This is a genomic window from Vibrio sp. 1731, assembly GCF_033339955.1.
GTDB lineage: Bacteria > Pseudomonadota > Gammaproteobacteria > Enterobacterales > Vibrionaceae > Vibrio > Vibrio alginolyticus.
This window is the reverse complement of sequence record NZ_JAWOVO010000014.1, coordinates 59588-72677: the sequence shown is the minus strand read 5'-3', so window position 1 is coordinate 72677 and position 13090 is coordinate 59588. Positions and strand designations below refer to the sequence as shown.

The 13090-nt window shown below is 40.3% G+C and carries 13 protein-coding genes; 1 reads left to right on the top strand and 12 read right to left on the bottom strand.

Features of this window, described 5'->3' with window-relative positions:
- Positions 1-201 precede the first annotated feature (201 nt).
- The 12 genes from R7035_RS16345 to R7035_RS16290 form a co-directional block, all read right to left on the bottom strand.
- Entirely contained in the window at positions 202-495 is a 294-nt protein-coding gene (locus R7035_RS16345; protein WP_025636768.1) for a hypothetical protein, read from the bottom strand.
- The gene (locus R7035_RS16340) at positions 495-1139 is read right to left on the bottom strand and encodes a hypothetical protein (protein WP_025636769.1); all 645 of its coding nucleotides are present in this window, start codon (positions 1137-1139) and stop codon (positions 495-497) included. The genes R7035_RS16345 and R7035_RS16340 overlap by 1 nt, the downstream gene beginning before the upstream one ends.
- A 441-nt stretch (positions 1140-1580) precedes the next feature.
- Positions 1581-2276, bottom strand: coding sequence for a hypothetical protein (locus R7035_RS16335; RefSeq protein ID WP_025636716.1), 696 nt, complete (start codon positions 2274-2276; stop codon positions 1581-1583).
- A gap of 71 nt (positions 2277-2347) precedes the next feature.
- A complete protein-coding gene (locus R7035_RS16330) occupies positions 2348-2833 on the bottom strand; it encodes a hypothetical protein (RefSeq protein ID WP_025636715.1) in 486 nt (161 codons plus the stop codon).
- A gap of 514 nt (positions 2834-3347) precedes the next feature.
- Entirely contained in the window at positions 3348-4421 is a 1074-nt protein-coding gene (locus tag R7035_RS16325) for a hypothetical protein (RefSeq protein WP_025636739.1), read from the bottom strand.
- A 484-nt stretch (positions 4422-4905) separates the two neighbouring features.
- Positions 4906-6762: a DNA cytosine methyltransferase gene (locus tag R7035_RS16320; RefSeq protein ID WP_025636632.1), complete on the bottom strand. Its 1857-nt coding sequence runs from the start codon at positions 6760-6762 to the stop codon at positions 4906-4908.
- A 625-nt stretch (positions 6763-7387) separates the two neighbouring features.
- Positions 7388-7969: a DUF2913 family protein gene (locus R7035_RS16315; protein WP_054574998.1), complete on the bottom strand. Its 582-nt coding sequence runs from the start codon at positions 7967-7969 to the stop codon at positions 7388-7390.
- Between the two features lie 299 nt (positions 7970-8268).
- Positions 8269-8532 (bottom strand): hypothetical protein, encoded by a 264-nt coding sequence (locus R7035_RS16310; RefSeq protein WP_025633930.1) that lies wholly within the window; start codon positions 8530-8532, stop codon positions 8269-8271.
- Positions 8525-8698 carry a hypothetical protein gene (locus R7035_RS16305; protein ID WP_155486753.1) on the bottom strand — a complete coding sequence of 58 codons (174 nt, stop codon included), beginning with the start codon at positions 8696-8698 and terminating at the stop codon, positions 8525-8527. Before R7035_RS16305 ends, R7035_RS16310 begins: the two co-directional genes overlap by 8 nt.
- A gap of 255 nt (positions 8699-8953) precedes the next feature.
- On the bottom strand, positions 8954-9271 hold the full coding sequence (locus R7035_RS16300; protein WP_025633931.1) for a hypothetical protein: 318 nt from the start codon (positions 9269-9271) through the stop codon (positions 8954-8956).
- 18 nt (positions 9272-9289) lie between these two features.
- A complete protein-coding gene (locus R7035_RS16295) occupies positions 9290-10009 on the bottom strand; it encodes a hypothetical protein (protein WP_025633933.1) in 720 nt (239 codons plus the stop codon).
- Between the two features lie 215 nt (positions 10010-10224).
- Positions 10225-11304 carry a hypothetical protein gene (locus R7035_RS16290; RefSeq protein WP_025633934.1) on the bottom strand — a complete coding sequence of 360 codons (1080 nt, stop codon included), beginning with the start codon at positions 11302-11304 and terminating at the stop codon, positions 10225-10227.
- A gap of 742 nt (positions 11305-12046) precedes the next feature.
- Between R7035_RS16290 and R7035_RS16285 the strand changes: the two genes are divergently transcribed.
- Positions 12047-13057 carry a RepB family plasmid replication initiator protein gene (locus R7035_RS16285; protein ID WP_158083951.1) on the top strand — a complete coding sequence of 337 codons (1011 nt, stop codon included), beginning with the start codon at positions 12047-12049 and terminating at the stop codon, positions 13055-13057.
- Positions 13058-13090 lie beyond the last annotated feature (33 nt).

Genomic DNA, 13090 nt, shown 5'->3' with positions numbered 1-13090 from the left:
TCTGCTAGGACGGTGACAACGGGGGTTTGTTGGCATCGTACTAGCGCTGGTGGACAACAGCCTTGAGCGGCAGCACTTGGTGAGGAACGAGCCTTAGGGATGCAGGGGTAAGTCCGGCGGGTGGGCCTCGGTGGCGACTAGGGGGAACCCCTATTAGTGGAGAGCAATTTAGCCACCGAGACGATGGCTAAATTCTATAGGTTAGGACCACTCAAAGATCGGCAATGATCGCTCTTCTCCTGCATCTGAATCTAACTCTACACACTTAAAACCCAATTGGGCTGCTTTCGAAAGAATAAAATTTAGCTCGTCAGAATATTCTTTACGGATATTTAAATCGTGTTGTGTATGCAATTTAATGAAATAGCCCGTATTTCGTTTTGCTACTAATGAAAATTCTTCCTTAGAGATTTCATCAAGGGCAACTACATCTCCTTCCTTTATATGGCCAGTGCTAAGCTCAACTGTTGTATATTGGTTGTTGATATCAAACATTAGCCTTCCCCTTGGTCTAAATTGATGTTCGAGTGTGAACAAATGACCATCCTAAATGCGCCCTTTGTTTTGAGCTCTATTACGTGGGAAAAGACTTCTTTCGCCTCAAAAAACAACTCATCTTTAAAATATCCTTTTTGATACGTACCTCGGAGTGTACGAAACCCATCAAACTCCGGTACTCCCTTAATTCCTCGGTCCGTATTAGAGCGAGCTGAAACAACGACTATGCCGCCCTCTTGACTACAGAGCTTAGCTAGGTTTTTCCAGACCTGTTTTCTGGGTAAAGGGGGCAATACATTGGTGCAATATCCACAATATACAAATGAGTAATGCGCTTTAAGAATGTCTAGATCAGGACAAAATGTGTAATCGTACTCTGCACACATACCTGATAAATCGTATATAGCTTGAGTGTCCTTACTTTCTTGTTCACGCCCTTTCGCATAGTTCAAAGCTGGGGCTGACACTAAATGAGGGAACTGTGAGAGAAACTGTTTTAATGGGGCACTAACAGATTTACGTGCGATTGAAGTTTTTGAGGAGACCTCGAACTCCTTCTTGATCTCTTCAGGTGTTTGATAAAAGGATTCTGATTCAAATTGTTCTGAAACGGGTACTAACTTTAATGCTAAATTTTCCATACTGCCCCCAAGCAATGTATATCATTGATTAACTGTTAATAATTATATCTAACCTCACACATAAATACCATATTAATACACATATGATTGTTAAATATAATTAACTATATTTGTTGACTTTGGCCCGGACAAAGGGGCCACAATGGGGCTCGACAGAGGGAAAGCTTTTTAGGCGAAGTCGTTAAGAAAAGCGATACAAATGCTTTTAGCTCGCCGAAGGCGAATCATATGGCCACCAGAATTCTGCTAGGACGGTGACAACGGGGGTTGGTTGGCAATGTCCTAGCGCTGGTGGACAACAGCCTTGAGCGGCAATACTTGGCGAGGCACGAGGCCTAGCATTGCAAGGGGTAAGTCCGGCGGGTGGGCCTCGGTGGCGACTAGGGGGGACCCCTGTTAGTGGAGAGCGCTTGACTGGCCATAATGACCAGTCAAATTTTTCTACAGTATATATAAATCGTAGTAGCTAGCTTCTTCAGCTGTAAGCTTATACCCAGGCTCTACAGAGTGGGTAGATACGCGATCTTTACTACATTTAATGGCTTTAAGTGTGTTATTGATCTCACTGCAAGCATCAACAACAAACAGATCTGGGATAAAGCCATTCTTAAAAAAGCTTGATTGTTTATTGCGGATCATCTTTAGGAAGACTGTTTCAATTTTAGGTGGTAGCCCGTAAACAAGTGCATGCCTTACAGTCATTAAATTTATGAACTCATGAAGTATTTCGTGGAATGTAAATCGACCTACTTGGTGTTCTGAGGATTCTGTAAAAGCGGTACACTTGTAAATCAGATTGGTAAGGAGATTACATGTAATGTAATCAACCTCTAAAAGTTGGCCTTTGCATTCAGATTTTTTGATTCCTAAATCTTGTACTTGATTGACCCACTCCAGGTAAGGGAGCACCGTATTTAAATCATCCAGTAAGTACCCAAGTTTGGTTTCGAATTCACGTACCTGTTTGTACCAGCATGCTAGCACCTTGTCGGAATTTCCGTATTTGCTCTGAATAGGTTGGGTTCGGATGCTTCTAAGACGTTTGCCTTGAATAGCATTTACGCACTTGAATGCTAGTGTAAGTGCTTTTTTTACTTGTGCCTTCTTTTCTTCGTTGATCTTTATGATTCTGTCCATACTGCCCCCAAGCAACTTTTTATAAAAAAGAGGGCCATTGAGCCCTCTATACACGTTAGATTTACCGATTACTATTCTTGACGGAACGGATCAATTACAAAGCCAAGCGCGTCTAGGGGTTGGCTATTGTATGCAGTAAGTGCTTCGCGACCTAAATCCAGTTCGTATCCAGAGCCAACAAAGTCATCACCTACAAAGCCACAAATAACATTGTTTGAGATACCTTCGATACCTTCCCAAGCTCTCCCGGTCCAATATTGCGATTCGACAATCCAAACACCTTCACGATGAACGCGCACTCTAAAAGCACTTTCACTTCGCTTAAGTTCTTCTTTACTTATATCGATGTTCACATCAGGATTAAATAGGTCACCAGATAGAGCTTTTAAATCTACATACTGGTCTTCTTGTTTAATGAATCGGATTTTCCCTAATCGAACAGCTAGGGCTACTTTGTCTATTTCGCCGTTTCTCTCCGTGGATGTTTCAGTCTTTTCGGGTGTCAGCTGATTAAGTAATGAAATGACTACTTTCTTATCGAATGATGAAATCTTCATATTGCCCCCAAGCAATTGTTTTAAAATAGATAGTTACATAAGCAACTAAGGAAATTATACTAAAATACGCCCTAAAATACCACATTTAAACATTAAATATAGTTAAGTATATTTAACTATATTGGTTGACTTTACCCCGGACAAAGGCGATACAATGGGGCTCGACAGAGGGACAGCTTTTTAGGCGAAGCCGTTAAGAAAAGCGATACAAATGCTTTTAGCTCGCCGAAGGCGATTCATGTGGCCACCAGCTTTCTGCTAGGACGGTGACAACGGGGTTTTGTTGGCATCGTACTAGCGCTGGTGGACAACAGCCTTGAGCGGCAGAACTTGGTGAGGGACGAGCCCTAGTGATGCTGGGGTAAGTCCGGCGGGTGGGCCTCGGTGGCGACTAGGGGTATCCCCTATTAGTGGAGAGAAATTTTCTTGCAAGGTCTCTATTTCTTTTATTGAATTTATACGGACAAAAAAAAGCCCCTGCTTTGTAAGCAAGGGCTTTTCGCTTGGGGAGCGTTTAATCAAATGTTTGAGGATCTAGCTGTTCAAGAAATGGTACTACGTCTCTCTTAAATACCGCCTCAGCATTCACAGTATGAGCGCGAACCCATGCATTATTTCGGGTTGGTGAGAATTTGAAGCTAAACTTTCTTAGTCTTTGGGTAACCTCTTTCGGTGGCCTACCACCTAACCAAATACCAATGCGCCCATCAATAACCCCGTGCTTAATTCCATTTTCTAATTCACCTTCTAATGAGTTTGAATTTCGACTTTCTTCGACTCGCTCTGCTTCGACTAAACGTTGTTTTAATCGTCGGATATTAGCATTTGAGTTTGCTAAGCTAAATCGTCCCCAAGTGTTTACTATTGGATTTGGCTCCAAAAACGTTTTAAGGAGGTTTTGAGGTATACCACGTTCAAGCATCTTGTTTTCAAGTACAGCAGCACTATTATCTGTAAGCTCTCCATTTTCAGACGCTTTATATGCAGCTGGCACTAAACGATTAGCTATTTTCATGTAGCCATGCATTGTTTCCGCTTCACTAATTTTAATTCTTAATTGCTCAACCGGGTTATCTGATGACATTTTGACAACTGAACCATCCCCATCGGGGAACAGTTTCTTTGCAATGGCTTTTAAGGCTCTCTGAGGATAATCTGCATATTGATTAAGCTTATCCCTACTATTCTTATTGGCCTTTTCTGCTTTCGCCACAGGGAATCTCGCTGGCCCTGTTACATGCCATGAGATACATTTGGACTCTGCACTTATGTACTCATCGAAGTAGCGTTTTAACTTTCTTTGAAATTCTTCAAACTCAATTTCAACAATTTCTTCCACTGAACAATTAAACGCCTTCGATGGTGCGCTTTCCGAAGTGGACTTGATCAGCTCATGAAGTGAAATTTTGAATGTCCGTAATGCGTTGCAGTAGTCAACTACTGCTTGAGCGGCGTGACGCTCAGGAAATTGAGATTGGCCATTAAAAGCTCGCTCAATTGATGAAGGATCAAGCTGGCTCTTATATTCAAGCAGATCCTTGTCTTCTCCAATGTATTCCTCGATTTTTTTATTAACTAAATTTTGCATCTGTAGCCCCCAAGCTATCTATGTTTAACAAATGATTTAACGTATTTATTTGATGTGTTAATTATACTAACAACCCCCAATAAATACCATATTAACACACAAATAAATGTTAAATATAATTAACTATTTAGATTGACTCTGGCCTGGACAAAGGGGCCACAATGGGGCTCGACAGAGGGAAAGCTTTTTAGGCGAAGCCGTTAAGAAAAGCGATACAAATGCTTTTAGCTCGCCGAAGGCGAATCATATTGCCACCAGCATTCTGCTAGGACGGTGACAACGGGGGTTTGTTGGCATCGTACTAGCGCTGGTGGACAACAGCCATGAGCGGCAATACTTGGCGAGGAACGAGACTTAGTAATGCAAGGGGTAAGTCCGGCGGGTGGGCCTCGGTGGCGACTAGGGGGAACCCCTGTTAGTGGAGAGAAATTCATAACCTGCAATAAAAAAGAGCTCTATTGCAGGTCGATATTCTATTTAGATTCTATGCCGCCATTCGCTCGTATTGTGTGTTTAACACATTGTTAAGCCACTTACCAACCCATTCACCAACCCAACAAAAGGCCGAGTAAATCACCGACTGGCCCAAACATTCGTGGGCTAGTCCTACGGTCAGATCGCGAACGAACGATTCTGGTATTTGCTTGCACTTGGCATGTTCAACAGTTGTAAATAACCTAGCTAATTTACCATTGCTATGGATTAGAAATGGATCGGTAGATCGACACTTTTGGTATGATTTGGTTATGCACCCTACCTTTGTAGCAGTAGGCTTAAGCCACTGGAGTCGAAAGCCTTTCTTTTGAGCAATGTCTCTCTTTTCCTTTTCCACTAAATATGTATAGGGCTTATAGCTTTCATGAGTTTCAGGTATATCATCGAGTACATCAGCTAAGCAGCTATATTTATAAGTTGTCCTTACCTTTTGGGGCATAAAGTCCTTTAAACCCTCTTTGAAGGAGCTGCAGTATCCAATACCACAAAGCCTCTTTCTATCTTCAAGTGCACCAAACTGAGAACCTGCTAATGTCATATTTATAAAGTTGTACCCAAACACTTTACTAAACGTATCTACGATAACAGCGTATGAGTTTGATTTAGTAAATGAAGTAACATTCTCAAAAACAGAAATAATTGGATTCGTTATCGACTGCCAATGCAAGAAATCGATAAAACACCCGCCTGTATTTTTGTGTGCTTCTGCAAATTTATTTCCGTTCTTAGATCTGCCGCTTATGGAACTCCCTTCGCAAGGCAGCGATCCTGAATTGACTTCCGTTCTAACGCCACCTCTGGACAAATCAACACTCTCCAATCGCATATTTAATCCGTATTGCTCTTCCGGTGCCTCCACAGCCCACACAGGATTATTTTGCAGACATGCATTGAAGTACCTTTCACTCGATTCGACAATTACCTTTACGAAAGTAGAAAGCTTACTCCGCTTAAGTCCATCGGAAATACTTGAGCACAATACCCCTATACCATTAAATATATCTGAAGTGGATAAAGGTATATTCGCTTTGTACTTTGACATAGCTCTCTGAACACGCTCTTTTTGTTTGAGATTCCTCCAAGTCTTTATCACTCTATCGAGACTTAACTTCTTGATAGGTGAAGCCGGAGTTAGTTCAACAGAAGCAGAACCAAGCTCAGCCCCTGTGATATTTTTAGATAAGTAACCATTCAATTCATCATTTTTTACGTAACCCATATTTTTCATAGTATGTGAAAATGCGGCTTCAAGAGGATCTGTCCACTGTGTATCTATAAAAATTGCAGATGGTTGAAGTGTTTTGATGAAGGCAGTCATTAAGTAAAAGTAACAATTAGCCTCTGGCGCACCTTGTAAGCTAATCACTTCAGCCTTGATGCTACTCTTCTTTAGATCAAACAGCTCTATTGGCGAGTTGTATTCCAACTCGTTAGAAAGGAGTACTAAATTAGAATTAAAGCTGAATACGGCATGGTTTAAAGGCTTAAGATTTCTCGTCATATCCTTAAACCTCAGCTCTCTGTCACGAATCTCTTGGACTGAATGCAATTCGACAATTCGGATTTCACCATCTTTGATGTAGGCTTTTACATGGTCTCCGAAAATATCTAAATCAGCGTGCTTTAAGTCAATGACAGGTCGCTCTTTACCGTTTCGTCTTGAGTTGGTCACTTGTCGAGAGCCGAAACGATCAATAACTATTTTAATTTCTTTCTTTGTACGGTCAGACTTAAGCTGAAACTTAGCCCCTCCTTTAAAACCCGCCATTAGTAAATACTGCCCTTCGAAGAATACTCTTAGTTTATTTCTATGGAGAGAAACTTTCTTCTCTAATACCTTTATCATACTGCCCCCAAGCAATTGATCTCACTTGCCTTAACTATGTCATAATTATATAAAAAACAACAAATAGATACCACATTTAAACACTAACCTTTGTGAAATATAATTAACTTATTATCTGGACTTTGGGCCGGACAAAGGCGACACAATAGGGCTCGATAGAGGGTCAGCTTTTTAGGCGAAGCCGTTAAGAAAAGCGTTACAAATGCTTTTTAGCTCGCCGAAGGCGGATCATATGGCCACCAGCATTCTGCTAGGACGGTGACAATGGGGTTTTGTTGGCATCGTACTAGCGCTGGTGGACAACAGCCCATGAGCGGCAATACTTGGCGAGGAACGAGACTTAGTAATGCAGGGGTAAGTCCGGCGGGTGGGCCTCGGTGGCGACTAGGGGGAACCCTGTTAGTGGAGAGCTTTCAAACCCATTAACTCCATTTGTTTGTGAGGAATAAAGTTTCGTTACTAAGCAATAAGTTTGATACTGAGTATTAAAGTTTTATACTTAATGGCAGCCATCAGAGTACGCCGCCATTTCTAAAACGTTTATGTCCAACTTAGAACTAGCTGGTGAAGCCAGTTCATGGAAGATAGAATGAGCGGGCGTTTAAATGATGGCTAGCCAGCTTTTTTAAGCTGGGTGTACTAAGATGTGGGCTTGATGTTTCTCGGTGTTCCACTCTTTCATTTCAGCAAGAAATAGGCCGTGAGCATTAATCGATTCAATTAATTCAGGTGCACGCTCTAGTTGGATAAGCATCGATAACGGGGTGAGTTGATTGTGTTCTTGGTCAAAACCGTGTTCGACTTGTTCCTCTAGCATATAAAGAATCCCAGGCTCCGCTTCACTACCCTCCTCAAACAGTCTTGATTCGATACCCTCTACGTCATAAAGGTGTACGAGTAGGTTATAAAGCTTTTCAGCACCGATGAGTTTTGTATGCTTCGATTGTGAATTAAGTTGATGCAGTTTCATTTCTAGGTTCCCACCTTTTTTTCTTGCTAAGCTGATCATCAGTTTGATGTCTTTTTTGATATTCGATAACGACTTATCGTTGAGCTTTGGCTTAAGGTACTTTATCAGTATGTCATTGCGTGATTTTACTGGAACAAAACGGGAAGATGCGGAAACCTGACACAGCAAATGAAGCAGGGCGTGGGTAATGACGTTGTGAAGGTTGTGGTAGTAGTCAAAGTCTCGTTTGATTTGCATAGCCAAGGTAGCGTTGTGGGTGGATTATAAGAATATTGGGGCTGGGCGTTTTAAATCAACCTTAATAATGAGTTCGGGAGTAGTTTCCCAGACATAGAGTTGTTCATGGATTGCTAATGTTTGATTTTCCGAAAATGATAATTGTCCAGAAACGTATTTGAATGGGACCGCTCAATCTGTGGATGCTCAAGACAACCAGCATGAAACTTTATTCCTCTCCTACACCAATACATCCCAGACCAATTAATAAACCAGGTCATCATATTGCATGATATGGGGCCTATTTTTTTATCTAAGGTTCACCTTTTACGATGAAGCCTTTCGTTGGCCTTTTTGTGCTTTTGATAGCAACCCATCGAATCTGTGCCGCTAAACATAGCCTTCCTGCGTCGTTCGTAAGCACTACTAGGATTTGAGTTACCTTTCTTCTCTTTTCGTTGTTCACTTGATAGAAACCTGTTAAGTGCTTCATCAAATGAAGATGTATCACTCTTAAATGCCCATCTCACTGCTAACAAAAAACCTGCAACCAATAATGTGCCTAGAAGTACTTTCTCACTCATTTGGTGACTCTTCTGTTGAGCTCTTACTATCTGTTGTCAACGTTCCAATTAACTCATCATCAACTGGACATTCATTGCATCGGTTCAGACACTGTTCTTTAACAGGGACTGACACACTACAAAGTTCATCATTGCTCTGTTCTATAAGTGTTTCAAGACGACTCATTATTTCCTTCCTATAGTTAGGCATTAAGCGATTGTGATTATAGAAAATTCATCCATTTCCTAAATTTACTGAGACAAAAGGTCATGACAGTTTGAGCAAACACCTTGCTGTTTTTCTCTATCCACTTTTAGCCAATAACATGCCTGGGAGTTCTCAAAACATGCATTATTATCACTACACCCGCAGCCAATGCAGACAGCTTCTTTAGGCTCAGGTCGAATATTATAAATAGATAAATCTACCATGCTTTCCCCTTTAATCATTTGTCTTAACGAAAGGGTCGGGACAATCATCTAAATCAACAAAGTGTCTGTCTGCGATTTCTTCTATCTTCGGATACTCTTCTATGAGATCGAAAACCGACCTACCTTTGAGGTCATAGTCGAACTGAATTCCAGCTCTGAACCAATAATCGATCTGTCTATTCAAGCAGTTCTTTGCTGTAGATTTAGTTGGCTTTTTAAGTAGTTCCTCTAAATCTTCAGAGTCAACATAACCACCCGTCATGTCTTCAGCACAGCCAACTTTTTTAAACAAATACTCCCAGTCGGCGTACAATTCTTCGTATGTCATTGGTGAATCTTCTCCTGGTTAAATAGACTTCATGTTCTTGCGTCGTTTAATTGCATCAACCTCACGATTGTAAGCCTCTAAAGGCTCAAGTAAATGAGCATATAGCTTTTCATTTTTGATGTACTCATCATGATTTATTAGTGCCTTAAGTTGTGCTACGGACTCTTTAATTGGCACTCGTACTACCCAAGAGTCTGTTTCAAAAGAGAATTGCCATGCTCTTTTAAAATAATTTTCGAAAGCGTTTAGAGCCTTACTTCTCATAGTCCAAACATTACGCCTTCTTAATGCGTGATCACTCTCTAAATAGTGATTAGCAATATTATCGTTAATGTCTATCTCCCAACTCTCAGGATCTAAAACAGAACTAGTAAAGTGAGCGACCGTCACCCATAGGCACAGCTGTTCTCGTGTAAAAGTATCCGGATTGGAATTAAGCGAATCTAATACCTCAATAGCATATTTTTTCGCTTGTTTATTGATGTTTGCTAACTCTTGAGCCTTACGTTTTTCGATACGGGCTTTCTTCTCTTTAATTTTGGTAAACTTTTCTTTTGCTTTACTCAAAGCCTTTGCTGCGACTTTCATCGCTTCAATTTCTTCGAGTTCAAACAAGTCTCTAGAGAATGGGTCTTCGACTACTTCTTTTAGAAGTCCATTTGATAGCTTTGTTAGAGCTGTTTGCTTTTTGCGGGTACGTTCGGATGTCCAGTGCTTTGTGAAGTCTAAATCTGACAAAATGTTTCCCTCTGAGTGCTGATTTATTAATTAGTGTCAAACGTTAAATCAAGTCGAAGTGTTTCTGATTAACTTCTATACCCATGCCTAGTTTCTATCCAGTACATACAGCTAAAATCTAGCGCTATGACCTTGTAAGTGCGACAGGGAGCAAAGGGAATCCGAGTTAATGTGTTTAGTTAGTGGAAGCATTAATCGGAATCCCCGAAAATCAACTAAAGCACGTTCGAAAATGCAGATGTATATTGAAACTCATAACCCATATCTTCGAGTTTCCATAGTAAGTCTCTATAAAACCCCCTTAGAGTGTCCAGAAGCTCATATAGAGCTGACGATCCTTTATATTTATAGTCCTTGTCCGTATCTACAGCTAAACGATGACAAAGAGTGGATAAACCATCTAAAGAACTCAGAATGTAACCGGTATTAACTAGTTCAAGTGCACTGCTTATAGTTTGTCGAGTAGATTCTGACTGAGAGCTTGCTTTATACATTGTCGCCAGCTCATCAAAGTACTGCTTACCATCCCAATACTTAACAGCTATTTCTTCTAAAGAGATTGGTTTAAATTGGCAAAATACATCAAGCATTGAACACGCCTTTAGAGCTTCAACCTTCTTGAGTGTATCTTCTAAGCCGCATTCCAAGGTTAATGGAGCGAGTAATGAAAGGTACTTTCCATCTTTTGAAAGTGAGACCTCATCCAGACTTAAATCGTCTAGCGCACCAATTATCGCACTTTGGTTTTCTTTTGGAACATCAGATATATCAAGTTGAACGAGGGTATGATCGTCTTGGTTGATAACATGAGCCTTAGATTGGTGAGACTGCACTTTCTCTAAAGTGAAGATATCCTGGGTTATGGGCAGTTGGATTAACAGATGTGTGTCTGATTTTGGTAACTCGCTAACTTTCAAACACCCATAAATGATATCCAATTGTTGTCGAGCGGATATTAATTTAAGTTCAGTAGCATGAAAGAGCAAAATTGAAAACCTGGCAACCGAGAACTTGTCTAAGCACTTATTTCCACTTTCATACCATGATACCAAGAAGTTCGTTATGTTTAGAATGAACTTGGCACGTGATTCTGGTTTTCCTATAGCTGATATAGCTACATCCAATTCCTTCTTAAATGATCCCATCTTAGCCTGGAACTTTAGGCCAGGCTCAATATCAAGTTCATCTACCATTTGAATTGCGCTGTTAATCACCTTATTCATACAGCCATAAGAGACTAGTAAATTTTTAGCGTAGTTTAGTTCTTCTCTACTTACAAAAGATCTTCTTTTCATTTTAGCCCCCAAGCTATTACATATATTTCAACGGGATAGAACCGTTAATTCCCCATTAGTATAACAGTAAATACCATATTATAACAGTTGTTTGTGTATGATTTTTTAACTTTCTTTGTTTATATGACATGATGGTTCTGGAGAGCCTCGGAAGATTAAACCCATTGTGTTCGTGCGTATGATCCTTAAACCAAATGGTTAATTAAATGAATGATCTAAAGATCGTCATTGAAAATTTAGGGCAAATGCAAGCTGAGAGCGCCTCTATGCTTATGATTGGACACAACCCGGTATATGTGTCTAAATAGAGCAAATTAGCTCATATAGCTCTACTGAGTGGCTTTTTGAGTTAACATGCAAAAAAAGAACTATTACTACTTCTTTGTTCTCCAAGATCGTCCCTTTACCCTTCTAACTGATTAATTTCTAGACACTATTTAATAATAATATTTTTATTGATCTTATTAAGATCTTTTTTAAGATCTTATTAGGGTGTTGATAACTTATCTATGTTTTTATAATTCAAGTAGTTAGGAATTCGTTTAAGATCATCTAGGACGAAACACTATTACATTTAGGAAGATTTGAAGATCGCTTAGGACGACTTACCGTGCCATCTAGGACGCTTTCGGTTGTGGATAAGTCTGTATAAGTATGTATAAGGTTGGTTTGCTTACTTACTGGCACATTTAAGCCTACAATGTTACATTTGGTACAATTTCTTATTGTGTGTATCAGTATCATGACCGAGAACAACAGCAAAAACGATCTTACTGTTAGACAAGCGAACGCTTTAACAACGGCAGCTTATAGCCTTACTCGTTATGAGAAGCGGCTTGTATACATGTGCCTCAAGCGGATTAATCAGGAAAACCCTACTCCCGAACATTTAAAAACAATGGAATATGGTCAGTATCCGATCACTATTTCTAACAAAGAGTTCATCGAATACTTCGAGATAGATGATGAGTCGAAGAAAAACCTATCAAGAGACATACAACGCGCAGCACAATCTTTACATGAGAAAAGTGTGGTTATCTATCTTCCTGATGAAGACAGCAAAGATGGTGAAAAAGCTTATGATGCTATCCACTGGACCACTAAACAGAGCTATCGTCCTAAACGAGGACATGTAGTGCTGTATTTGAATGCTGAGTTGATTAGTATCATTAACCAAACCACATCAAACTATACACAGCTGCTGATAGGTGAAGCAGGAAACTTATCTTCCGTTTATACCATGAGGCTTTATGAGGCTATCAATCAGTGGAAGAATTTAAGAAATAACCTAATTCTAGATGTTGATTGGATGCGCTCTAGGTGGCAACTGCCCTCTTCGTATGACAGAACTGCGGTTCTTAAGAAACGTTGGCTTAACCCAGCAATTGAAGAACTTAATAAGTTGCACATTTTCAAAAGTCTTTCCTACGAGGATGTTCGAAAAGGTACCAAGACTGTCGCATTTAAGTTTACCTGGGAGCTTTCTAAAAAGGCCCCAAGTAAACTATCCCTTGCAAGGTCAGCAATCAAAGCTATCAATGCCAACCTTCAACCAAAGCAGAGTGAAATGGTCGCATTGACTGAGCAGATTGGAGAACTATTGCTGAATGGTGAAGATATATCCCCTGCTGTCCTAAGCGCTATTAAGAAGTTTGGTGAAGAGTCAAAAGATGCTAAAGGTACATCAATGAAGAAATCAGATGACGTCATTGATGTAACCGACTATGAAATAGTCACAGATGATGAAGATTAGCTTCAACTAGCACACCAAAGAAGTAAATTTCCA

Excerpts from the sequence above, each read along its gene's own strand:
- R7035_RS16345 (WP_025636768.1), bottom strand. The coding sequence starts at position 495 with ATGTTTGATATCAACAACCAATATACAACAGTTGAGCTTAGCACTGGC.
- R7035_RS16340 (WP_025636769.1), bottom strand. The coding sequence starts at position 1,139 with ATGGAAAATTTAGCATTAAAGTTAGTACCCGTTTCAGAACAATTTGAA.
- R7035_RS16335 (WP_025636716.1), bottom strand. The coding sequence starts at position 2,276 with ATGGACAGAATCATAAAGATCAACGAAGAAAAGAAGGCACAAGTAAAA.
- R7035_RS16330 (WP_025636715.1), bottom strand. The coding sequence starts at position 2,833 with ATGAAGATTTCATCATTCGATAAGAAAGTAGTCATTTCATTACTTAAT.
- R7035_RS16325 (WP_025636739.1), bottom strand. The coding sequence starts at position 4,421 with ATGCAAAATTTAGTTAATAAAAAAATCGAGGAATACATTGGAGAAGAC.
- R7035_RS16320 (WP_025636632.1), bottom strand. The coding sequence starts at position 6,762 with ATGATAAAGGTATTAGAGAAGAAAGTTTCTCTCCATAGAAATAAACTA.
- R7035_RS16315 (WP_054574998.1), bottom strand. The coding sequence starts at position 7,969 with ATGCAAATCAAACGAGACTTTGACTACTACCACAACCTTCACAACGTC.
- R7035_RS16310 (WP_025633930.1), bottom strand. The coding sequence starts at position 8,532 with ATGAGTGAGAAAGTACTTCTAGGCACATTATTGGTTGCAGGTTTTTTG.
- R7035_RS16305 (WP_155486753.1), bottom strand. The coding sequence starts at position 8,698 with ATGAGTCGTCTTGAAACACTTATAGAACAGAGCAATGATGAACTTTGT.
- R7035_RS16300 (WP_025633931.1), bottom strand. The coding sequence starts at position 9,271 with ATGACATACGAAGAATTGTACGCCGACTGGGAGTATTTGTTTAAAAAA.
- R7035_RS16290 (WP_025633934.1), bottom strand. The coding sequence starts at position 11,304 with ATGAAAAGAAGATCTTTTGTAAGTAGAGAAGAACTAAACTACGCTAAA.
- R7035_RS16285 (WP_158083951.1), top strand. The coding sequence starts at position 12,047 with ATGACCGAGAACAACAGCAAAAACGATCTTACTGTTAGACAAGCGAAC.